22 protein-coding genes are annotated in these 22,720 nt (G+C 65.7%); 12 read left to right on the top strand and 10 right to left on the bottom strand.

Features of this window, described 5'->3' with window-relative positions; translation table 11 throughout:
* Positions 1-108 precede the first annotated feature (108 nt).
* The 4 genes from ACVK00_RS16490 to ACVK00_RS16475 form a co-directional block, all read right to left on the bottom strand.
* Complete coding sequence (locus ACVK00_RS16490) at positions 109-1,128, bottom strand: NAD(P)H-quinone oxidoreductase (protein WP_284891001.1); 1,020 nt, start codon at positions 1,126-1,128, stop codon at positions 109-111.
* A 142-nt stretch (positions 1,129-1,270) separates the two neighbouring features.
* Positions 1,271-3,415 (bottom strand): polyribonucleotide nucleotidyltransferase, encoded by a 2,145-nt coding sequence (gene pnp, locus ACVK00_RS16485; RefSeq protein WP_228904998.1) that lies wholly within the window; start codon positions 3,413-3,415, stop codon positions 1,271-1,273.
* A gap of 291 nt (positions 3,416-3,706) precedes the next feature.
* Positions 3,707-3,976 (bottom strand): 30S ribosomal protein S15, encoded by a 270-nt coding sequence (gene rpsO / locus ACVK00_RS16480; protein ID WP_006398792.1) that lies wholly within the window; start codon positions 3,974-3,976, stop codon positions 3,707-3,709.
* 118 nt (positions 3,977-4,094) lie between these two features.
* Positions 4,095-5,354 (bottom strand): branched-chain amino acid ABC transporter substrate-binding protein, encoded by a 1,260-nt coding sequence (locus ACVK00_RS16475; RefSeq protein WP_284891005.1) that lies wholly within the window; start codon positions 5,352-5,354, stop codon positions 4,095-4,097.
* Positions 5,355-5,544: 190 nt separating this feature from the next.
* On the opposite strand from ACVK00_RS16475, the gene ACVK00_RS16470 reads away from it, so the two are divergent.
* From ACVK00_RS16470 to ACVK00_RS16460, 3 genes are all read left to right on the top strand, one after another.
* The gene (locus ACVK00_RS16470; RefSeq protein ID WP_228905003.1) at positions 5,545-6,057 is read left to right on the top strand and encodes a hypothetical protein; all 513 of its coding nucleotides are present in this window, start codon (positions 5,545-5,547) and stop codon (positions 6,055-6,057) included.
* A gap of 392 nt (positions 6,058-6,449) precedes the next feature.
* Positions 6,450-7,091, top strand: coding sequence for a carbonic anhydrase (locus tag ACVK00_RS16465; protein ID WP_284891006.1), 642 nt, complete (start codon positions 6,450-6,452; stop codon positions 7,089-7,091).
* A 38-nt stretch (positions 7,092-7,129) separates the two neighbouring features.
* Positions 7,130-8,680 (top strand): SulP family inorganic anion transporter, encoded by a 1,551-nt coding sequence (locus ACVK00_RS16460; protein ID WP_284891007.1) that lies wholly within the window; start codon positions 7,130-7,132, stop codon positions 8,678-8,680.
* 71 nt (positions 8,681-8,751) lie between these two features.
* Here the strand turns inward: ACVK00_RS16460 and ACVK00_RS16455 are convergent, their stop codons facing one another.
* The 6 genes from ACVK00_RS16455 to ACVK00_RS16430 all read right to left on the bottom strand — a co-directional run bounded on the left by ACVK00_RS16455 (position 8,752) and on the right by ACVK00_RS16430 (position 15,744).
* Positions 8,752-10,296, bottom strand: a complete 1,545-nt coding sequence (locus tag ACVK00_RS16455; RefSeq protein WP_228905008.1) for a 2-isopropylmalate synthase — start codon at positions 10,294-10,296, stop codon at positions 8,752-8,754.
* 313 nt (positions 10,297-10,609) lie between these two features.
* On the bottom strand, positions 10,610-11,479 hold the full coding sequence (gene pssA, locus ACVK00_RS16450) for a CDP-diacylglycerol--serine O-phosphatidyltransferase (RefSeq protein ID WP_006750448.1): 870 nt from the start codon (positions 11,477-11,479) through the stop codon (positions 10,610-10,612).
* A 15-nt stretch (positions 11,480-11,494) separates the two neighbouring features.
* Positions 11,495-12,139, bottom strand: a complete 645-nt coding sequence (locus ACVK00_RS16445) for a phosphatidylserine decarboxylase (RefSeq protein WP_059468119.1) — start codon at positions 12,137-12,139, stop codon at positions 11,495-11,497.
* A 127-nt stretch (positions 12,140-12,266) separates the two neighbouring features.
* Positions 12,267-13,283: a ketol-acid reductoisomerase gene (ilvC, locus tag ACVK00_RS16440; RefSeq protein ID WP_006750446.1), complete on the bottom strand. Its 1,017-nt coding sequence runs from the start codon at positions 13,281-13,283 to the stop codon at positions 12,267-12,269.
* A gap of 95 nt (positions 13,284-13,378) precedes the next feature.
* The gene (ilvN, locus tag ACVK00_RS16435) at positions 13,379-13,870 is read right to left on the bottom strand and encodes an acetolactate synthase small subunit (RefSeq protein ID WP_034207977.1); all 492 of its coding nucleotides are present in this window, start codon (positions 13,868-13,870) and stop codon (positions 13,379-13,381) included.
* 110 nt (positions 13,871-13,980) lie between these two features.
* The gene (locus ACVK00_RS16430) at positions 13,981-15,744 is read right to left on the bottom strand and encodes an acetolactate synthase 3 catalytic subunit (RefSeq protein WP_006750444.1); all 1,764 of its coding nucleotides are present in this window, start codon (positions 15,742-15,744) and stop codon (positions 13,981-13,983) included.
* A gap of 353 nt (positions 15,745-16,097) precedes the next feature.
* Here ACVK00_RS16430 and ACVK00_RS16425 point away from each other — a divergent pair, with 353 nt between their 5' ends.
* The 9 genes from ACVK00_RS16425 (at position 16,098) to ACVK00_RS16385 (ending at position 22,707) form a co-directional block, all read left to right on the top strand.
* Positions 16,098-16,661, top strand: coding sequence for an RNA polymerase sigma factor (locus tag ACVK00_RS16425; protein WP_166723640.1), 564 nt, complete (start codon positions 16,098-16,100; stop codon positions 16,659-16,661).
* Positions 16,658-17,098 carry a DUF3619 family protein gene (locus tag ACVK00_RS16420; RefSeq protein WP_228905009.1) on the top strand — a complete coding sequence of 147 codons (441 nt, stop codon included), beginning with the start codon at positions 16,658-16,660 and terminating at the stop codon, positions 17,096-17,098. Before ACVK00_RS16425 ends, ACVK00_RS16420 begins: the two co-directional genes overlap by 4 nt.
* 26 nt (positions 17,099-17,124) lie before the next feature.
* Positions 17,125-17,889, top strand: a complete 765-nt coding sequence (locus ACVK00_RS16415; RefSeq protein WP_284891009.1) for a DUF3106 domain-containing protein — start codon at positions 17,125-17,127, stop codon at positions 17,887-17,889.
* Between the two features lie 6 nt (positions 17,890-17,895).
* The gene (locus tag ACVK00_RS16410; protein ID WP_284891010.1) at positions 17,896-18,405 is read left to right on the top strand and encodes an RDD family protein; all 510 of its coding nucleotides are present in this window, start codon (positions 17,896-17,898) and stop codon (positions 18,403-18,405) included.
* A 236-nt stretch (positions 18,406-18,641) separates the two neighbouring features.
* Positions 18,642-19,580, top strand: a complete 939-nt coding sequence (locus ACVK00_RS16405) for a UDP-2,3-diacylglucosamine diphosphatase (RefSeq protein WP_228905015.1) — start codon at positions 18,642-18,644, stop codon at positions 19,578-19,580.
* 29 nt (positions 19,581-19,609) lie between these two features.
* Positions 19,610-20,644: a glycosyltransferase family 4 protein gene (locus ACVK00_RS16400; protein ID WP_284891012.1), complete on the top strand. Its 1,035-nt coding sequence runs from the start codon at positions 19,610-19,612 to the stop codon at positions 20,642-20,644.
* Positions 20,641-21,177: a diacylglycerol kinase gene (locus ACVK00_RS16395; protein WP_228905017.1), complete on the top strand. Its 537-nt coding sequence runs from the start codon at positions 20,641-20,643 to the stop codon at positions 21,175-21,177. Before ACVK00_RS16400 ends, ACVK00_RS16395 begins: the two co-directional genes overlap by 4 nt.
* Before the next feature lie 193 nt (positions 21,178-21,370).
* The gene (locus ACVK00_RS16390; protein WP_059680581.1) at positions 21,371-22,126 is read left to right on the top strand and encodes a TetR/AcrR family transcriptional regulator; all 756 of its coding nucleotides are present in this window, start codon (positions 21,371-21,373) and stop codon (positions 22,124-22,126) included.
* Positions 22,123-22,707 (top strand): LOG family protein, encoded by a 585-nt coding sequence (locus ACVK00_RS16385; RefSeq protein WP_166726011.1) that lies wholly within the window; start codon positions 22,123-22,125, stop codon positions 22,705-22,707. The genes ACVK00_RS16390 and ACVK00_RS16385 overlap by 4 nt, the downstream gene beginning before the upstream one ends.
* The last annotated feature ends 13 nt before the right edge of the window (positions 22,708-22,720 follow it).

Here is a 22,720-nt window from a genome sequence, read left to right as displayed (position 1 = left end):
TACCGGAAACCGGCCGTCAGGCTGGATCTGGCGAAGCAAACCCGCGATTTTACTGCGCGCGGCTTGAACCGGTCAAACCGCGCATGTCAAGTCCGGCCGCACGGACCGTCAGGCGGTCGTACCCCAATCGAGCACGATCTTGCCGATATGCTCGCCGCTCTCCATCAGCGCATGCGCCTGCGCGGCCTCGCCGGCCGGCAGCACGCGGTAGATGACGGGCTTGATGCGGCCGTCCGCGAGCAGCGGCCAGACGCGCGCCTTCAGCTGGGCGGCGATGCGCGCCTTGAACTCGACCGGACGCGGACGCAGCGTCGAACCCGTCACCGTCAGCCGGCGACGCAGGATCTCGTTCAGGTTGACCTCGGCCTTCGCGCCGCCGAGCAGCGCGATCAGCACCAGGCGACCGCCATCCGCGAGCGCGGACAGCTCGCGCGGCACGTACGAACCGGCCACCATGTCGAGAATCACGTCGACGCCGCGATCGTGCGTCAGCGACTTCACGACTTCGACGAAATCTTCGGTCTTGTAGTTGATCGCGCGTTCAGCGCCGAGCGCCTCGCATGCACGGCACTTGTCGGCAGTGCCGGCCGTCGCGAACACGCGAAAGCCGAGCGCGTGCGCGATCTGGATCGCCGTCACGCCGATCCCGCTCGAGCCGCCCTGCACGAGCAGCGTTTCCTGCTCGCCGCCCTCGCCCGCGCCCAGCAACGCACGGTCGAACACATTGCTCCACACGGTGAAGAACGTTTCGGGCAACGACGCGGCTTCGATGTCGGTCAGCCCGTCAGGCACCGGCAGACACTGCGACAACGGCGCGACCGCATATTCGGCGTAGCCGCCGCCCGCGAGCAGCGCGCAGACGCGGTCACCGAGCTTCAGGCCGAACGGGTTCAGCGCGGCATCCGACAGGTCGCCGCCGACGATCTCGCCCGCGACCTCGAGGCCCGGCAGATCGGAGGCGCCCGGCGGCGGCGCATACGCACCCTTGCGCTGGAAGACATCCGGCCGATTCACGCCGGAAGCCGCCACCTTGATCAGCACTTCGCCGCGCTTCGGTTCGGGGCGCGGACGCTCCGCGAGCTTCAGCACGTCGGGGGCGCCGAATTCGGTGATTTCGATGGCTTTCATGGTGGTCGCTCCAGGATCGGAATCGGGGGCACATCCGTGCGCGGCACGGACGCCTCGCCGGCGCTGCTGCACCGCGCAACGATGCTACAGAAAAAACGGCCGGCGCGCTTTCGCACAGCCGGCCGTTCTCACGCCTTTGCGCTTACTGCTGCGGCGGCGTATCCGACTGCGACGCCGCTGCTTCGTTCAGCAGCGCCTTCGCCGACAGACGCACGCGACCCTTCTCGTCCGTCTGGATCACCTTGACCTTCACCTGCTGGCCTTCCTTCAGGTAGTCGTTGATGTCCTTCACGCGCTCGTTGACGATTTCCGAGATGTGCAGCAGGCCATCCTTGCCCGGCAGCAGGTTCACGATCGCGCCGAAATCGAGCAGCTTGAGCACCGTGCCTTCGTACACCTGGCCGACTTCGATCTCGACCGTGATGTTCTCGATGCGCTTCTTCGCTTCGGCCATGCCTTCGCTGCTCGTGCTCGCGATCGTCACGACGCCGTCATCCGAGATGTCGATGGTCGTGCCCGTTTCTTCCGTCAGCGCGCGGATCACCGAACCGCCCTTGCCGATCACGTCGCGGATCTTTTCCGGGTTGATCTTGATCGTGATCATGCGCGGCGCGAATTCCGACAGCTGCGTGTTCGCACCCGAAACCGCCGACGTCATCTTGCCGAGGATGTGCATGCGGCCTTCCTTCGCCTGCGCGAGCGCGACCTGCATGATTTCCTTCGTGATGCCCTGGATCTTGATGTCCATCTGCAGCGCCGTCACGCCTTGCTCCGTGCCGGCCACCTTGAAGTCCATGTCGCCGAGGTGATCTTCGTCGCCGAGGATGTCGGTCAGCACCGCGAACTTGTTGCCTTCGAGGATCAGGCCCATCGCGATACCCGCGACGTGCGCCTTCATCGGCACGCCGGCGTCCATCAGCGCGAGGCAGCCGCCGCACACCGACGCCATCGACGACGAACCGTTCGACTCGGTGATTTCCGACACGACGCGGATCGAGTAGCCGAATTCGTCGGCGCTCGGCAGGCACTTGACCAGCGCGCGCTTCGCGAGACGGCCGTGGCCGATTTCGCGGCGCTTCGGCGAGCCGACGCGGCCCGTTTCGCCGGTCGCGAACGGGGGCATGTTGTAGTGGAGCATGAAGCGCTCGCGGTATTCGCCCTCGAGCGCGTCGATGATCTGCTCGTCACCCTTCGTGCCGAGCGTCGCGACGACGAGCGCCTGCGTTTCGCCACGCGTGAACAGCGCCGAACCGTGGGTGCGCGGCAGCACGCCGGTGCGGATCTCGATCGGACGCACGGTGCGCGTGTCGCGACCGTCGATGCGCGGCTCGCCGTTCAGGATCTGCGAACGGACGATCTTCGCTTCGATGTCGAACAGGACGTTGCCGACGGTGGCCTTGTCGGCCGCAACCGTACCGGCCGCCACTGCGTCTTCCTCGAGCTTCGCCGAGGTCGCCGCGTAGACTTCCTTCAGCTTCGTCGAACGCGCTTGCTTGTCGCGCAGCTGGTAAGCGGCGAGCAGGTCGCCGTGCGCCAGTTCCGTCACGCGCGCGATCAGCGCCTCGTTCTTCGGTGCCGGCTGCCAGTCCCACTCGGGCTTGCCGCCTTCGCGCACGAGTTCGTGGATCGCGTCGATCGCCGTCTGCATCTGCTCGTGGCCGAACACGACCGCGCCCAGCATCACGTCTTCCGGCAGCTGGTCGGCTTCCGATTCGACCATCAGCACCGCGCGCTCCGTACCGGCGACGACGAGGTCGAGGCTCGATGCCTTCAGCTGGTCACGCGTCGGGTTCAGCACGTACGCGTTGTCGATGTACGCCACGCGCGCGGCACCGACCGGACCGTTGAACGGCAGGCCCGACACGGCGAGCGCGGCCGACGCACCGATCAGCGCGGGGATGTCCGCCGGGATTTCCGGGTTCACGGACAGCACGTGGATCACGACCTGCACTTCGTTGTAGAAGCCTTCCGGGAACAGCGGACGCAGCGGACGGTCGATCAGGCGCGACGTCAGCGTCTCGTGTTCCGACGGACGGCCTTCGCGACGGAAGAAGCCGCCCGGGATCTTGCCGGCCGAGTAGGTCTTTTCGAGGTAGTCGACGGTCAGCGGGAAGAAATCCTGGCCCGGCTTCGCCGACTTCGCGCCGACGACGGTTGCCAGCACGACGGTGTCTTCCACGTCGACGATCACGGCACCGCTCGCCTGGCGGGCGACTTCACCGGTTTCGAGGCGCACCTTGTGCTGGCCCCACTGGAATTCCTTCACGACCTTGTTGAACATGGACATGGTTGCTCCTTTGAATTCATTCATTTCATTCGCCGTGCGGGCCATCCCGCGCGGCGGCGTCCCGACCGAATCACCCGGAGCAAGGTGTGTTTTTTATGCCATTCCAGCGCAACGCTCATCGAGCGACGCGCTGGAATGACACAAATCCCGACCCCGGCATCAGCCGTTCCGGCAGTCCGGCAAGCACGTGCCGAACAACCTGCGGTGCGCGTGACGCTACGCACCGCGCAAAAACAAAATGCCTGCATCAGCGGACTGACACAGGCATCTTGCTGGCGGCAATCGCCTCGATTACTTACGCAGACCCAGCTTCTCGATCAGCGCGCGGTAACGGTCGGCATCCTTGCCCTTGAGGTAGTCGAGCAGCTTGCGGCGGCGGCTCACCATACGCAGCAGGCCGCGACGGCTGTGGTGATCCTTCGCGTGGGTCTTGAAGTGACCCGTCAGTTCGACGATACGGGCGGTCAGCAGTGCGACCTGGACTTCGGGCGAACCCGTGTCGTTGGTACCACGGGCGAACTGAGCAACGACTTCCGACTTCTTGATATCTGCAACAGACATGTGATTTCCTTGGTTTCCTACTTGCTAACTAAACAGGCGGACACGGAAGAATGGCCGTGCCGTGACTTACAACCGGCGGGCATTGTAACACAACTGCACACCGTTCTACCGCCTCCTGTCACGGGCGCGTCATCGAGCAGGTCGACGACATCTGCGTCCGCTGGGCGGGCACCGCGAGGACCGTCCGGAAGCCGTAGCCCGAGCCCTCGTTGTCGAAGCGCACGCCCGGCGTGCCGGCCTTGTCCATTTCCATCACGTAAAGGGGCTGGATCAACTGGTGATCCCGCGCGCGCATCGTCGACGCGTGGAACCCGTCGTCGAACGACAGCCCCTCCAGCGCGCGCGCCACCGCGACCGGGTCAGCTGAACCGGTCCGAGTCATCGCCGCCGCGAGCATGTCGATCATCAGGCTCATGCGCCGCACCGGATAGTCGTCCTGCGCCGCGGGGAAACGGGTCCGGAACGCGCGGTAGAACGCATCCGACTTCGCGCCGCCGGCGTTCGGATGCCAGTCCGCGACGGCGATCACCCGCCCGACGCCGGCGTCGCCGAGCGCGGCCGGCGCGCCGAGGCTGTTGCCGTAGAACGTATAGAACTTCGCGTTCAGCCCCTGCTCGCGCGCCGCCTTCACGAGCAGCGTGAGATCGTTGCCCCAGTTGCCGGTCACGACGGCGTCCGCGCCGCTCGCCCGGATCTTCGCGATGTACGGCGCGAAATCCTTGATGCGACCGATCGGATGGAATTCGTCGCCGGCGATCGTCACGTCGGGGCGCCGTTCGGCCAGCGCCTGCCGCGCGAGCGTGCTGACGTCGTGGCCGAAGCTGTAGTCCTGGTTCAGCAGGTAGACCTTGCGCAGCGCGCGGTCGCGCGCCATCACGTCCGCCAGCGCAGCCATCCGCATCCCCGCGTGCGCATCGAAACGGAAATGCCAGAAGCTGCACCGCGCGCCGGTCAGCGCCGGATCGTCGGCCGAATAGTTCACGAACAGCATCCGGCTGTCCGGATTGCGCGCGTTCAGCTTGTCGAGCGCCGCGACGAGCGCGGCCGCGACCGCCGAACTGTTGCCCTGCGCGACGAAGCCGATGTGCCGGTCTGCCGCCGCGCGCAACTGCACGAGCGCCTCTTCCGGGCTGCCCTTGCTGTCGAGCACGACGAGTTCGAGCGGATGCGCGCCATCGCGCAGCTTCACGCCGCCCGCCGCGTTGACCTGCTCGACGCCGAAACGCAGGTTGCGCTCGACCGCCGCGCCCGCATTCGCGAACGGGCCCGACATTCCTTCGATCAGCGCGATCCGCACCGGCTCGCCTGCCGCGAACGCGGACGACACCAGCATCCACCCCGCGCTCAACGCGAGCGCGCACCGTTTCCACTGCTGCATCGGCTACCTGCCCTTCAATCTGTCCGAGAAGCGCGGATCATAGGCCGCGGGCGCTGCCGGCCGCAAGCGCGGTGCGACACCGCGCCCCGACGGCACACCGGCGGCGATCCGCACCGATTTTTTCGGCACGACGCGCCGGCGCGCGCCGTCCGTGATACAACTGAACGGTCAGAGAGTTCTGGAGAATCCGATGCGCATTAGCATTTCCGTGCGCCTGCCGGTGCTGGTCGCCTGCGCGGCGGCGCTGCTCGCCGGCTGCGCGCAACCGTGGCAGCAATACCAGGCCGGCCAGGACGAGTCGGCGATCGTGGCGCGCATGGGCCCGCCGCGCGAAATCTACGACCTGCCGGGCGGCGGCAAGCGCCTGATGTGGCCGACTCAGCCGATGGGAGAGATCACTGTCGCGGCCGATGTCGACGCGGCCCACCGCATCGTCAACGTGCGTCAGGTGCTGCAGCCGAGCGAGTTCTATCGCGCGGAAATCGGCAAGTGGACCAAGACCGACGTGCTCGTGAATTTCGGCCGCCCGGTCGAGACGTCCTACTTCCCGCTGATGAAGCGCGAGGTGTGGACCTACCGCTATCTCGAAGACAACGTCTGGTACATGATGTACAGCTTCTACTTCGACCCGCAGGGCATCCTGCGCACGACGCAGAAAACACCGGACCCACTTCACGATCCCGACCGCCGCAACCTGTTCTGACCGATTACGCATTTATCTGCAATTTTCACAATGGCCATTCACGAATTATTGCGTGAATGGCCATTTCATTTTTTCCGTCATATTCGATTAATTCCCCAATCGCGCGGCAATCCTTTCCGATTGACGGCGCTCTGCAAGCGATCCCGCGAAACGCCGCGCCACGCGGCCGCAGCGGGAAACAGGCATGCGCGATACATCTCATGCGTCGCATTGGTGCATTTAGTGCACCTCGCCCGATCCAGTTGAAACAATTTGTATCAGTGGCACCCGGCGTTAGGGCATACCCCTAATATCAGTCGAAATTGAACCTTTCAGTTCAGAAAGGATCCTATTGCTCCACTTCGTCCCGTATTTGTTTGCCATTTGTTTTCCTTTATCGGAAAGGAGTCCTTATGAACCGCCCCAAGAGCATGCTGGTTGCCAACATCGCCTGGGCCCGCGAGACGCGCGAACACACGCCCGGCTTCTTCGACGCGCTCGCGCGCGGCCAGAACCCGCGCGTGCTGTGGATCGGCTGCGCCGACAGCCGGGTGCCGGCCGAAACCATCACGCACAGCGTACCCGGCGAGCTGTTCGTCCATCGCAACATCGCCAACCTGTTCCATCCCGACGATGACAATTCCGCCAGCGTGCTCGAATACGCGGTGCGCGTGCTCGAAGTCGACCACGTGATCGTATGCGGCCACTACGGGTGCGGCGGCGTGCGCGCGTCGCTGCTGCCGCCGCCCGCCGACTTGCCGCACGTCGCGCGTCGCATCGCACCGCTTTGCGCGCTCGCGCGACGCCATCGCGACGCGCTCGACGGACTCGACGACACGGCCGCCGCCGACCGCCTCGCCGAGCTGAACGTGCTCGAACAGGTGCGGCTGCTGCGCGCGTCGCCGATCGTGCATGGCCGGCAGCGGCCGCCGCTCGTGCACGGCTGGATCTTCTCGCTCGCCGACGGCCGCCTGAAGGAGCTCGACTCCGGCTATGCGGCACCGCCGGCCGAAGCCGAACCGGAGCCTGCCGCCGCGGCCGCCGCAGTCGCCTGACCCGCGCCCTTCCCCAACGCCACGAAATCGCCCCAACCATGAAACTGAACGAGCGCCTGTCCACCCTGCCGCGCGACATCGTCGCCGGCATAGTCGTTTTCCTCGTCGCGCTGCCGCTGTGTCTCGGCATCGCCAATGCATCCGGTGTCGAGCCATTCGCCGGGCTCGTGTCCGGCATCGTCGGCGGCATCGTCGTCGCGCTGCTGAGCGGCTCGTCGCTGTCGGTCAGCGGGCCTGCCGCCGGCCTCGTCGTGATCGTCGTCGAAGGGATCGCGCAACTCGGCAGCTTCTCCGCGTTCCTGCTCGCGGTGCTGCTGTCCGGCGTGCTGCAGTTCGGCTTCGGCATGCTGCGCGCCGGCCGCTTCGCCGCCTATGTGCCGTCGCCCGTCATCAAGGGCATGCTCGCGGCGATCGGTCTGCTGCTGATCCTGAAGCAGATTCCGTTCGCGTTCGGCCTTGGCGGCTCGGCCGCGCAATCGTTTGCATCATGGCCAAGCCTGCCGACCGCCTGGGCCGCCACGGCCATCGCGCTCGCCTCGCTCGGGTTGCTGATCGCCTGGGACGCGCCGGCGCTCAAGCGCTTTGCCTGGGTGCGCTCGGTGCCCGCGCCGCTCGCGGTCGTCGTGTTCGGCATCGGCGCCACGCTGGTGCTCGGCGCCTTCATGCCGTCGGTCGCGCTGGGCGCCGCGCATCGCGTCACGTTGCCCGAGCTCGAATCGTTCGCGGCGCTCGCGGCATCGCTGAAGCACGCCGAGCTCGGCCCGAACTTCGCGCAGCTCGTCAATCCGGACGTATGGCGCGTCGCGATCACGCTCGCGGTCGTCGCGAGCCTCGAAACGCTGCTGAGCCTGGAGGCGGTCGAACAGATCGATCCGAAGCGCCGACCGACCCAGCCGGACCGCGAACTGAAGGCGCAGGGCGTCGGCAATCTCGTCGCGGGCGCGGTCGGCGGGCTGCCGATCACGTCGGTGATCGTGCGCAGCTCGGTCAACGTGAACGCGGGGGCGCAGAGCCGGATGTCGGCGATCGTGCACGGGATCCTGCTGCTCGCCAGCGTGTTCGCGCTCACCGGGCTGATCAACCTGATCCCGCTCGCGAGCCTCGCGGCCATCCTGATCCACACCGGCTTCAAGCTCGCGAAACCGGCGCTGTTCCGCTCGGTGCTGAAGCAGGGCCCGGCCGCGTTCGTGCCGTTCGCCGCGACGATCGCGGGCGTGCTGGCGGTCGACCTGCTGTTCGGCATCGCGCTCGGCCTCGCATGCAGCGTGCTGGCGGTCGCGGTGGCGAACCTGAAGAGCCCCGTCACGCTCGCGCAGCACGACGACCACTTCCTGCTGTCGTTCCGCAAGGACGTGTCGTTCCTCGGCAAGGTGCAGGTCAAGCATCACCTGCGGCACATTCCGGACCGCGCGGCCGTGATCATCGACGCGACGCGCGCCGACTACATCGATCACGACGTGCTCGAACTGCTCGATGCATTCGTCGCCGATGCGCCGCGGCGCGGGATCACGGTGGAATTCCGCCGCCGCAGCCCGGCGCCCCGCCCGGCCGCGCGCCGCTGGCTGTTCCGCACCCCGGCCGCCGAATGAGCGACGCATGAAAAAACGCCCCGGGCGGCGCAGGGCCGCACGGGGCGTTTCGGGCGCTCGACGCGCAGCGCTTACGAGCGCTGCGGGTTGAGCTTGTCGTCCTTCGAGTGCAGCTTGTTCAGCGCGGCGATGTACGCCTTCGCGGAAGCCGCGACGATATCCGGGTCGGTGCCGACGCCATTGACGATCCGCCCGCTCTTCGACAACCGCACCGTCACTTCGCCCTGCGCCTGCGTACCGGTCGTGATCGCGTTCACCGAGTACAGCAGCAGTTCCGAACCGCTGCCGACTTCGCTCTCGATCGCGTTGAACGTCGCGTCGACAGGGCCATTGCCACGTGCCTCGCCGGTCACTTCCTTGCCCTCGAGCGCGAACACGACCTTGGCCTGCGGCTGCTCGCCGGTTTCGGAGCGCTGCGACAGCGACACGAACTTGTAGTGCTCGTGCTCCTGCGCGAACGCCGACTCCTCGGAGACGATCGCGATGATGTCTTCGTCGAAAATCTCGGACTTGCGGTCGGCGAGGTCCTTGAAGCGCATGAACGCGGCGTTCAGTTCGGTTTCGCTGTCGAGCGACACGCCGAGTTCCTGCAGACGCTGCTTGAACGCATTGCGGCCCGACAGCTTGCCGAGCACGATCTTGTTCGCGGTCCAGCCCACGTCTTCCGCGCGCATGATCTCGTACGTGTCACGCGCCTTCAGCACGCCGTCCTGATGGATCCCCGACGCGTGCGCGAAGGCGTTCGCGCCGACCACGGCCTTGTTCGGCTGCACGACGAAACCGGTGATCTGCGACACGAGCTTCGACGTCGGGACGATCTGCGTGGCGTCGATGCCGACGTCGAGGCCGAAATAGTCCTTGCGGGTCCTCACGGCCATCACGATTTCCTCGAGCGACGTGTTGCCCGCGCGCTCGCCGAGACCGTTGATCGTGCACTCCACCTGCCGCGCTCCGCCGATCTTCACGCCGGCGAGCGAGTTCGCTACCGCCATCCCGAGGTCGTTGTGGCAATGCACGGAGAAGATCGCCTTGTCCGAGTTCGGAATGCGTTCGCGCAGCGTCTTCACGAGGTTGCCGTAGAGTTCCGGCACGCCGTAGCCGACCGTGTCGGCGATGTTGATCGTCGTCGCTCCTTCGGCGATCACGGCTTCCAGCACGCGGCACAGGAAGTCGAGATCCGAACGGCTGCCGTCTTCCGGCGAGAATTCGACGTTGTCGGTGAACTTGCGCGCGAAGCGCACCGCGAGGCGCGCCTGCTCGAACACCTGGTCCGGCGTCATCCGCAGCTTCTTCTCCATGTGCAGCGGCGACGTCGCGATGAACGTGTGGATCCGCGCACTATTGGCCGGCTTCAGCGCGTCGGCCGCGCGCTGGATGTCCTTGTCGTTGGCGCGCGCCAGCGAGCAGATCGTGCTGTCCTTCACGAGACCGGCGATCGTGTGGATCGCGTCGAAGTCGCCGTTCGAGCTGGCTGCGAAGCCGGCCTCGATCACGTCGACCTTCATCCGCTCGAGATGCTTCGCGATGCGGATTTTCTCTTCCTTCGTCATCGACGCGCCGGGCGATTGTTCACCGTCACGCAACGTCGTATCGAAAATGATCAGCTTGTCTGTCATGGGGGGCTCCAGGGCTCTTTATACGGGAATCAAACGTAATGAGATCGCGCCACCGCTGGCGACGCTCAACAACAGACGAGGCTTGACGGAGGGCGAGAACGGTCAGCGCGGCAGGCGCGCCAAAGCTAGCGCGCGTAGCGGCGCACCGGCTAGAAGGAGGGAGAGGCGGGAAAATGCAGTCATGCCAAAGACTATAGCGGCATTCCGCAAGGTGCGCAATCGGACGGCACCCGCGAGACCGGGCCGCGCAATGCGCAAAAGGGGCACATGAAAACGGCGGCCGCAAGGCCGCCGTTTCCGGGCAGGTGGCGCGTCAGTGATCGCGCTGCGACGAGCGTGCGGGATTCGCCCGCCCGCGGATGGCCATGTAGGCCCAGAACACATAGCCGGACAGCCCATACAGCACGAACAGGCAGAACAGCATCAGCGGCGGATCGGACGACACGAGCACGAACGCGACGACGACCAGCAGGATCGCCGCGAACGGCACGCGGTGCCGCACGTCGAGCGCCTTGCCGCTGTAGAACGGCGCGTTCGATACCATCGTCACGCCCGCGTAGATCGTCAGCACGAACGCAACCCACGGCAGCCAGCCGAGCTTCATCGGCACGCGGTTGTCGGTCGCGAGCCAGACGAAGCCGGCGATCAGCGCGGCGGCGGCCGGGCTCGGCAGCCCCTGGAAGAAGCGCTTGTCGACGACGCCGATGTTGGTGTTGAAGCGCGCGAGGCGCAGCGCGGCGCCCGAGCAGTAGACGAACGCGGCGAGCCAGCCCCAGCGGCCGAGATCCTTCAGCACCCATTCGTACATCACGAGCGCGGGCGCGACGCCGAACGACACCATGTCCGACAGGCTGTCGAACTGTTCGCCGAACGCGCTTTGCGTATGCGTCATGCGCGCGACGCGCCCGTCCATCCCGTCGAGCACCATCGCGACGAAGATCGCGATCGCGGCGATCTCGAAGCGCACGTTCATCGCCTGCACGACCGCGAAGAAACCGCAGAACAGCGCGGCGGTCGTGAACGCGTTCGGCAGCAGGTAGATGCCGCGCGTCTTCAGGAACCGCTGGCGCGCGGCGCGGCGGCTTTCGGGCACCGGATCGGGCGCCATTATCTTGTTGCGGCGGAACGGGCGTGGCGTCTGGCTGGAGCCGTTGCGCGGCCGGCGCGGTTTGAATGCGGCCATCGTGCGTTCCGCCGGTTACTGTTCGAGCTCGGCGAGGATCGTCGACGACGCGTAGACCTTCTCGCCGATCGACACCTTCGCGCGGCTGCCGAGCGGCAGGTACACGTCGACGCGCGAACCGAAGCGGATGAAACCGTAGCGCTGGCCGCGCGACAGCGGCTCGCCGGCGCGCACGTAGCAGAGGATCCGGCGGGCGACGAGGCCGGCGATCTGCACGGCGGTGACGGTCTTGCCGCTCGCCGTCTGGATCACGACCGCATTGCGCTCGTTCTCGGTCGATGCCTTGTCGATTGCCGCGTTCAGGAACGCGCCCGGGAAGTACTCGACCTTGGTGACCGCGCCGTCGACCGGCGAACGCTGCGAATGGACGTTGAAGACATTCATGAACACGCTGATCTTCAGCGCTTCGCGGTTCGCGTATGGATCCTGCGTGGTCTCGACCGCGACGATGCGGCCGTCCGCCGGACACAGCACCGCGTTCGGCTGCGCCGGAATCGGGCGCTGCGGATCGCGGAAGAACTGGACGACGAAGACGAGCAGCAGCCAGAACGGCCACGCGAAGCCGAAGCCCCCGACGGCGTGGATCAACAGCGCGATGACGGCAGCAATCGCGATGAACGGCCAGCCTTCGCGCGCGATGATCGGATGAGGATAGTTCATGGATTCGTTCTGTGTTCGGTGAATTGCAAAGCCCGTAGGATAGCAAAAGCCGCCCGGGGCACTACTGCCTTCGGGCGGCTTTTTGATGCCGACCCTCCAATCGAAGGGCCGGAACGGCGCGCAATGCTTAGTTCTTCGTCTGGTCGACGAGCTTGTTCTTCGCGATCCACGGCATCATCGCGCGCAGCTTCGCGCCGACTTGCTCGATCTGGTGCTCGGCCGTCAGGCGGCGACGCGACTGCAGCGTCGGGGCGCCTGCCTTGTTCTCGAGGATGAAGCTCTTCGCGTACTCGCCCGTCTGGATGTCCGTCAGGCACTGCTTCATCGCCTTCTTCGTCTCTTCCGTGACGACGCGCGGGCCCGTCACGTACTCGCCGTACTCGGCGTTGTTCGAGATCGAGTAGTTCATGTTCGCGATGCCGCCTTCGTAGATCAGGTCGACGATCAGCTTCAGCTCGTGCAGGCACTCGAAGTACGCCATTTCCGGCGCGTAGCCGGCTTCGACCAGCGTCTCGAAACCTGCCTTGATCAGCTCGACGGTACCGCCGCACAGCACGGCCTGCTCGCCGAACAGGTCGGTTTCGGTTTCTTCACGGAAGTTCGTCTCGATGATGCCGGCACGGCCGCCGCCGTTCGCTGCCGCGTACGACAGCGCGATGTCGCGTGCCGCGCCCGACTTGTTCTGCGCAACCGCGATCAGGTGCGGCACGCCGCCACCTTGCGAGTACGTGCCGCGCACGGTGTGGCCCGGTGCCTTCGGCGCGATCATGATCACGTCGAGGTCGGCGCGCGGGATCACCTGGCCGTAGTGGACGTTGAAGCCGTGTGCGAATGCCAGCGCCGCGCCCTGCTTGATGTTCGCGTGCACTTCCTTCGCGTACACGTCGGCGATCTGCTCGTCCGGCAGCAGCATCATGACGACGTCCGCGCCCTTCACCGCTTCAGCGACTTCCTTGACCGACAGGCCTGCGTTTTCGGCCTTGCTCCACGACGCGCCGTCCTTGCGAAGGCCGACCGTCACGTTTACACCGCTGTCCTTCAGGTTCAGTGCGTGCGCATGGCCTTGCGAGCCGTAGCCGATGATCGTGACTTGCTTGCCCTTGATGAGGGAGAGGTCGGCGTCTTTGTCGTAGAAAACGTTCATGATGGTTCCTTCGCTAATTCAAAAATTCAACAATTCGTTCGGATTGGGTACTGCGGGCCGGGCCATGACGGCGCACCCGGCGTGCCTCTTCGGCATTACACCTTCAGGATGCGCTCGCCGCGTCCGATGCCGGAGCTGCCGGTACGCACGGTCTCCAGGATCGCGGTGGCGTCCAGCCCCTGGATGAATGCGTCGAGCTTGTCGCTCGCGCCCGTCAATTCGATCGTGTAGGTCTTTTCGGTCACGTCGATGATGCGGCCGCGGAAAATGTCCGACATCCGCTTCATTTCTTCGCGCTCCTTGCCCACTGCACGTACCTTGATCAGCATCAGCTCGCGTTCGATGTGTGCACCGTCGGTCAGGTCCACCACTTTCACCACCTCGATCAGGCGGTTCAGATGCTTCGTGATCTGTTCGATCACGTCGTCCGAGCCAATGGAAACGATGGTCAGCCGCGACAGCGATTGGTCTTCGGTCGGCGCCACCGTCAAGGTTTCGATGTTGTAGCCGCGTGCGGAAAACAGACCGACCACGCGCGACAGCGCGCCCGGTTCGTTTTCCAGCAGGACGGAAATGATGTGTCTCATGTTCGCTTCTTCCAGAATGTGTCCGTGTCGATTCACTCGCGCCGCGCGCCGCCCGGTGCCGCACCGCCCTTCGTGAAGGCGGCCGCACGGCTCAAGCGCGCGTCGCGCCGTTACAGATCTTCCGATCCGAGCAGCATCTCGGTGATGCCCTTACCGGCCTGTACCATCGGCCAGACGTTTTCGGTCGGATCGGTCTGGAAATCGAGAAACACGGTGCGGTCCTTCAGGCGCAGCGCTTCCTTCAGCGCCGGCTCCACATCCGAGGTCTTTTCGATCCGCATGCCGACATGGCCGTACGCTTCGGCGAGCTTCACGAAATCGGGCAGCGCATCCATGTACGAATGCGAATAGCGCTTGCTGTATTCGATCTGCTGCCACTGGCGGACCATGCCGAGATAGCGGTTGTTCAGCGAAATGATCTTCACGGGCGTGTCGTACTGCAGGCAGGTCGACAGTTCCTGGATGCACATCTGGATCGAGCCTTCGCCCGTGATGCACAGCACGTCGTCGTCCGGGTGCGCCATCTTGACGCCCATCGCTGCCGGCAGGCCGAAGCCCATCGTGCCGAGGCCGCCGGAGTTGATCCAGCGACGCGGCTTGTTGAAACGGTAGAACTGCGCGGCCCACATCTGGTGCTGGCCGACGTCCGAGCACACGAACGCGTTGCCGTCCGTCAGCTCCCACGCCTTCTCGACCACGTACTGCGGCTTGATGATCTCGCTTTCGCGGTCGAACTTCAGGCAGTCCTTCGAGCGCCAGCCCTCGATGTCCTTCCACCATTGCGCGAGCGCGTCGGTGTCGGGGCCATGCTCGGCCGTCTGCAGCTGCTCGATCAGCTCCTTCAGCACTTCCTTCACGTCGCCGACGATCGGGATATCGACCTTCACGCGCTTCGAGATCGACGACGGGTCGATGTCGATGTGGATGATCTTGCGCGGACGCGACGCGAAGTGCGCCGGGTCGCCGATCACGCGGTCGTCGAAGCGGGCGCCGATCGCGATCAGCACGTCACAGTGCTGCATCGCCATGTTCGCTTCGTAGGTGCCGTGCATGCCGAGCATGCCGAGGAATTTCTTGTCCGACGCGCGATAGCCGCCGAGGCCCATCAGCGTGTTCGTGACCGGGTAGCCGAGCAGGTCGGCGAACTGGTTCAGTTCGCGCGCCGCGTCGGCGAGGATGATGCCGCCGCCCGTGTAGATGTACGGACGCTTCGCCGACAGCAGCAACGACACGGCCTTGCGGATCTGACCCGAATGACCTTTCGTGACGGGGTTGTACGAGCGCAGCGACACACTCTTGACCGGCTCGTACTGGCACGGCGTCTTGGAGATGTCTTTCGGGATGTCGATCAGCACCGGGCCCGGACGGCCGGTGCGGGCGATGTAGAACGCCTTCTTGACGGTTTCCGCGAGGTCGCGCACGTCCTTCACGAGGAAGTTGTGCTTCACGCACGGACGCGTGATGCCGACGGTGTCGCATTCCTGGAACGCGTCCTGGCCGATCGCGGCAGTCGGCACCTGGCCGCTGATCACGACCATCGGGATCGAATCCATGTAGGCCGTCGCGATGCCGGTCACCGCATTGGTGACACCGGGGCCGGACGTCACGAGACAGACGCCGACGTTGCCGGTGGAACGCGCATACGCATCGGCTGCGTGCACGGCCGCCTGTTCGTGGCGCACCAGCACGTGCTGAATCTTGTCCTGCTTGTAAAGCTCGTCGTAGATGTAGAGTACCGAGCCGCCGGGGTAGCCCCAGATGAATTCGACGTTCTCGTCGGCCAGTGCCTTCATGAGCACGGTGGCGCCGATGGAGTCGCTATCGGGAGGGGAAAGGGGTTCCGACGTGGAGAATTCCGCGCTGGGCATGTTCATTTTGACCTTTCGAATTTTCGGCAAAAAATTGATCGGGTGCTCTCTGCCGGGCTTGTGGCTCGGGTTCAAGCGGCGCGTCCAGTTTGAAGGGCGGGCTTCTTGGGCCAGCCTCAAATGAGACCATCACTTCATGTTGCGAATCGTTGACGATAGCGGCTCATGATTGGGTCGTCAAGCAAAATATCCCGCAGCGCATCATGGCCGCCGCCCGGCGGCCCGCGGACGCGGCTCGCGCGCAACGTGGCGCGCCGTAACCGGTGCCAAGTTGCGCGAAAATTTGTTAGCATCCGCGGGTTTTACGAAATTTTTCGACCTTTTCACACGCCGCAGTCCGCAGCGCATACCTTTACGGAATGGCATCAGACAAGGAACTCGCCGACTTTCTGGCGGGCGTCGAAAGGCGCGCGTTCAAGCAGGCTGCGTACGCCGTGCGTGACGACGATGCGTCGCTCGACATCGTGCAGGACGCGATGATCAAGCTGGCGGAGAAATATGGCGACCGGCCGGCGGCCGAGCTGCCGCTGCTGTTCCAGCGGATCCTGCAGAACACCATCCACGACTGGTTCCGCCGGCAGAAGGTCCGCAACACGTGGGTCACGCTCTTCTCGTCGCTCAACAATACCGACGACGACGACTTCGACCCACTGGAAACACTCGAATCCGCGGACGACAATGCGGGTGTCGAGAGCACAGAGCACCGCCTCGAGCGGGAACAGGTTCTGGCCCTGATCGACGAAGAAATCCAGAAACTTCCGGCGCGTCAACGGGAAGCGTTCCTGATGCGTTATTGGGAAGATATGGATGTCGCCGAGACTGCCGCCGCAATGGGGTGCTCCGAAGGCAGCGTCAAGACGCACTGCTCGCGAGCCACTCACACCCTGGCACACGCGCTCAAGGCCAAAGGAATCACGCTATGAGCTCCGCTCCCGTAAATCGAGAATACGAATTCGCGCTGAAGGTCCGCCGCGCGCTGGACGAACGTGCCGCGGCGCTGCCTGCCGCGACCACCGACCGTCTGGCCGTCGCGCGCCGGGCCGCGCTCGCGCGCAAGAAGCCGGAACCCGCGAACGCGCCGGTGTTCGTGCCCGCCTTCGCCGGTGCGGCCGGCGCATACGGCATGTCGCCCGCGAGCCACCCGCAGGCCGGCCGCCCGTCCGTGTCGCTCGCGCGCCGGCTGCTGCGCGCGTGGCCGCTCGCGCTGCTGCTGGCGGGGCTCGTCGGCATCGCCTACTGGGAAGACATGCAGCGCACCGCCGAGCTCGCCGACATCGACGCGGCAATGCTCAGCGACGACCTGCCGCTCAACGCGTATCTCGATCACGGGTTCAACGCGTATCTTTCGCACGCACGCTAACAGACAATAACGAGGGGATCGCACGGGTGAATCAGAAACGCGGCCTGGCCGTATTTTTCGGATGCGTGATCGCGATCGCCGTTTCCTACGTCGCCACCTACTCCCGATTCAACCCGCCCCCCGCGACGGTCTCCGCCGCGGCCAGCAGCGCGCCCGCGCCGACCTCGGCCGCCGCCGCGCTGTCCACCGAACTCGCCCCGCTGCCCCTGCCGCTGCCGGCCGCCAACGGCCCGCTGTCGTGGGCGCGGCTGACGCCCGCACAACGTGTGGCGCTCGCGCCGTTCGCCGATCAGTGGGACGGCTTCAGCGATGCACGCAAGCGAAAATGGCTGAAGATCGCATCGCGTTTCGCGAAATTGACGCCTGATGCGCAAAAAAACCTGCAGGACAGGATGTCCGAATGGGCGCGGATGACGCCCGAGCAGCGTCGCGTCGCGCGCGAGAATTACCAGAGCGCGAAGGAGCTGTCCGCGCAGGCGCGCGAGCGCGCGTGGAAGGCCTACCAGGAATTGCCCGAAGAACAGAAGCAACGCCTCGCCGCGACCGAGCGCCGCCGCCGGCCGAGCGTCGTCAGCGCGCCGCCGACCGTCGCCGACCGCGATGTGCGCCGCCTCGTCAATTCGCACGAGCATCCGGCGAGCAACGTCGCAGCCGCGCCGGTGCCCGCATCGGCCGGTGCCGGCGTGCCGCCCGCCGCGTCATCCACGTCCGGTACCGGGCCCGCAACCGCACCGGCCGTCGTCACGCCCGTATCACCGGCCGACGCGCCGTCGATGTTCAAGGGTTCCTGAGCGGCCGTGGCGAGCGCCCCCGCACCCCAGGCCCCGGCCATCGCCGCGCCGTCCGTGCGGCGGCGCCTCGCGGCGATGCTGTATGAGGCCGTGCTGCTGTTCGGCGTTGTGTTCTTCGCGGGCCTCGCATTCAGCCTCTCGACGCAGCAGCGCAACGGCCTCGTCCATCACGACCTCCTCGCCGCGTGGATCGCGCTCGTCGTCGGCGCGTATTTCGTCTGGTTCTGGACCCATGGCGGCCAGACACTGCCGATGAAGACCTGGCGGCTGCGGCTCGAATCGTCGAGCGGCCGGCCGCTGAGCGCCGTGCATGCGCTCGTGCGCTATGCGCTCGGCTGGCTGTGGTTCCTGCCGCCGCTCGCGCTGCATCCGCTGCTCGGCCTGTCGGTGCCCGTCACGCTCGCGCTCGCCGCCGCGTGGATCGTCACGTGGGCCGGCGCCGCCCGCCTGCACGCCGAGCGTCAGTTCCCCCACGACCGCCTCGCGCGCACGCGCGTCGTCGCGATTCCGCGCTGACGCACTGCGCGCGGTTCGCGCATCCCTCAGACGAAACCCGTCGAAACCACCCGCAGGGCCGCCCCGCACGGCTTGCCCGATAGCGACAGGCCCGTCGGTTCGGCAGGTGACACAACCCCGCCCCATTCACCGCTAAACACGCCGCGACGACAGTAATAAGAACGTCTCGTGACTGTCATGGCATGGTCACGCCCACATGGCGCAATGCCGGTAATGTCAACCGGCGCGAGTCATGCATGGGCCAGAAAACGTCCGCGACCTCCCTGTTCCGTCAACCGCTCGGCGCCCGCGCCGTCACCGCCTTCCTGTCCGGCTCGGCCGCAACCGATGCCCTTTCGACGCACGAGCCGCCGGCCGCGCACGCGACGCAGCATGACGACCCCGAACCGTCCGCGCATCGTTACCGCACGATCTGGCTGTCCGACATCCATCTCGGCTCCAGCGGCTGCCAGGCGCCGTACCTGCTCGACTTCCTGCGCCACAACGATTCGGAGTACCTGTACCTCGTCGGCGACATCATCGACGGCTGGCAGCTGAAGAAGGGCTGGTACTGGCCGCAAGCGCACAACGACGTCGTGCAGAAGGTCCTGCGCAAGGCGCGCAAGGGCACGCAGGTGGTCTACATCCCGGGCAACCACGACGAAGGCGCGCGGCAGTTCTGCGACCTCGCGTTCGGCGACATCCAGGTGCGCGGCGAGGCGTTTCACACGACGCTCGCGGGCAAGCGTCTGTGGATCGTGCACGGCGACCTGTTCGACGGCGTGATCCAGCACGCGAAATGGCTCGCGTATCTCGGCGACACGCTCTACACGCTGATCCTCGTGCTCAACCGCTGGTTCAACCGGATCCGCAGCCGGCTCGGCTTCCAGTACTGGTCGCTGTCGCAGTACCTGAAGCACCAGGTGAAGAACGCAGTGAACTTCATCTCGCAGTTCGAGACCGTAATGACCGACGAAGCGCGCCGCCGCGGCTGCGACGGTGTCGTGTGCGGGCACATCCACAAGGCCGAGATCCGCGACATCGACGGCGTGCTGTACTGCAACGACGGCGACTGGGTCGAGAGCCTGTCCGCCCTCGTCGAAACGATGGAAGGCGAACTGAAGATCGTCTACTGGACGGCGATGCGCACCGCGCCGTCCGCTGCCCCGTCGCGCAAGGCCAAGGCCACCGCCTGACACAACTCCACTTACAGGACACAGCCGCGATGAAGATCATGATCGTCACCGATGCATGGGAACCGCAGGTCAATGGCGTCGTGCGCACGCTGAAGAGCACCTGCCGCGAACTCACCGCGCTCGGCCACCGGGTCGAAATGCTGACGCCGCTGGAATTCCGCACGGTGCCCTGCCCGACCTACCCCGAGATCCGCCTGTCGATCCTGCCGTACCGCAAGCTGCGCGCCCGCATCGATGCGTTCGCACCCGACGCGCTGCACATCGCGACCGAAGGCCCGCTCGGCCTCGCCGCGCGACGCTATGCACGCTCGCGCAAGCTGCCGTACACGACCGCGTATCACACGCGCTTTCCGGAATACGTGCAGGCGCGCTTCGGCATCCCGCTGTCGGCCACCTACAAGTTCCTGCACTGGTTCCACGGGCCGTCGCTCGCGGTGATGGCGCCGACCCCGGTCGTGAAGCAGGATCTCGAGAAGTTCGGATTCACGAACGTCGTGCTGTGGACGCGCGGCGTCGATCTCGACATCTTCCGGCCGATGGAGTCGAAGGTGCTCAACACCGCGCGACCGATCTTCCTGTACGTGGGCCGCGTCGCGATCGAGAAGAACGTCGAGGCGTTCCTGCGTCTCGATCTGCCGGGCTCGAAGTGGGTCGCGGGCGAAGGCCCGGCGCTCGCCGAGCTGAAATCGCGCTATCCGGAAGCGAACTATCTCGGCGTACTGTCGCAAGCCGAGCTCGCCAAGGTGTATGCTGCGGCCGACGTGTTCGTGTTCCCGAGTCGCACCGACACGTTCGGCCTCGTGCTGCTGGAGGCGCTCGCGTGCGGCACGCCGGTCGCCGCTTACCCCGTGACGGGCCCGATCGACGTGCTCGGCGGGGGCGCTGCCGGCGCGATGCACGAAGACCTGCAGGAAGCCTGCCTCGAGGCGCTGAAGATCGAACGCGAGACTGCCCGCGCGTGGGCCGAGCGCTTCTCGTGGCGCGCGGCGTCCGAGCAGTTCGCGTCGCATCTGAAGCCGCTGCCGAAGACCTCGTACTCGCCCGCCGAAGGTGCCGCCGTTTGAAACGAGACCTGAACGACAAGATCCCACCCGCTGCCGCGACGGCGCAACTGCCTCATCCGTTCGACGAAGAAGAGCCGCACGCCGACGCGGACGTGCACACGCACGAACCGCTCGGCCCCGACGATCGTCTGGCGCCGCTGCCGCCGAACCCGTACAAGCGCCATCGCGGCATCACGCGCGCGTGGTACGCGCTCAAGCATTCACTGAACGGGTTTCGCGTCGCGATCCGTGAGGAAAGCGCCTTTCGCCAGGAGCTCACGCTCGCCGCGCTGATGCTGCCGATCGGTGCGTTCTCACCGGTCCCGGCCGCGTCACGCGCGCTGCTGATCGCGTCGGTGCTGCTCGTGCTGATCGTCGAACTGCTGAACTCGAGCGTCGAGGCCGCGATCGATCGCATCTCGCTCGAGCGCCACGAACTGTCGAAGCGCGCGAAGGACCTCGGCAGCGCGGCCGTCACGGTCGCGCTGTTCGCGTGCGTGACGACGTGGGGCTTCGTGCTCGGCCCGGTCGTCGCGCGCTGGCTCGGCTTCTAGCGGCATCCGCGGCATCGCCGCCGTGCGGCGGTGCACCATGCGCCGGGAACGCGCGCGATCACGAAATGCGCCCGTTGGCAGGAAACAGCGGTTTATAATCGTCCGCTAGACTTAGAACAGCAACCCGCGCCGGACGAATCTCGCAGCATCGATTGCAGCGCCCGCCAGTCCGGCACACACAGGGCCGGACGACATGGAAGCGAAACCTCCCCGCCGCACCCGCGAACGGATTCTCGAGTTGTCGTTGAAACTCTTCAACGAGATCGGCGAGCCGAACGTCACGACCACGACGATCGCCGAGGAAATGGAAATCAGTCCAGGCAACCTGTACTACCATTTCCGCAACAAGGACGACATCATCAACAGCATCTTCGCGCAGTTCGAGCAGCAGATCGAACGGCGGCTGCGCTTCCCCGAAGATCACCGTCCGACGATCGACGAGACCTGGTCGTATCTGCAGTACATGGCCGACTTCATGTGGACCTACCGGTTCCTGTATCGCGACCTCAACGACCTGCTCGCGCGCAACCGCACGCTCGAGACGCACTTCAAGCAGATCATCAGCCACAAAGTGCGCTTCGCGCACGACATGTGCGAACTGCTCGTGTCCGACGCCGAAATGGTCGCGACGCCGGCCGAGATCGAAGTCATCGCCACCAACATGGCCGTGATCTCGACGTACTGGCTGTCGTATCAGTACGTGATGCATCCGCGCAAATACAACGATCAGGACGCGATCCGCGAAGAGCTGCACCAGGTGAGCATGCACGTGATCTCGGTGATGGCCCCGTATCTGCGCGGCCGTTCGCGCCAGCTGTTCGACGATCTCGTCTCCGGCAAGCTGCCCAAGCGCCAGTTCACCGACTACCTGCCGCCGCGCGACGGTTCGCCGCGCCCCGCCGGCAGCCCGGTCACCGCCAAGCCCGCCGCGAAGGATACGAAACAATGAAGGCAGTGTGTGTTTATTGCGGCTCGTCGTCCGGCGTGCGGCCCGTCTATGCGGACGCCGCGCGCGCGTTCGGCCGCGCACTCGTCGATGCGGACCTGACGCTCGTCTACGGCGGCGGCCGTGTCGGCCTGATGGGCGTGATCGCCGATGAAGTGATGGCGGCCGGCGGCCGTGCGGTCGGCGTGATCCCGGAGCTGCTCGTCGACAAGGAAGTCGGTCATACCGGGCTGTCCGAGCTGCACGTCGTGCCCGACATGCACCACCGCAAGAAGATGATGGCCGACCTCGCCGACGCGTTCGTCGCGATGCCCGGCGGCGCCGGCACGCTCGAGGAACTGTTCGAGGTCTATACGTGGGCGCAGCTCGGCTATCACCGCAAGCCCGTTGCGGTGTACAACATCGATTCGTTCTACGATCCGCTGATCGCGCTGCTGCGCCATACGGTCGACGAAGGCTTCATGCGTCCGACCTACTTCGACGCGCTGTGCATCGACTCCGAACCGGTCGCGCTGATCGAGCAGCTGCGCCGCTACCAGCCGCCCGTCCGCGACAAGTGGGCGTCCGACGACGCGGCCAAGTAACGCTTCCCGGGAG

Source organism: Burkholderia sp. PvR073 (assembly GCF_054055695.1).
The sequence above is the reverse complement of the archived record's forward strand: the minus strand, read 5'-3'. Positions and strand labels throughout refer to the sequence as shown.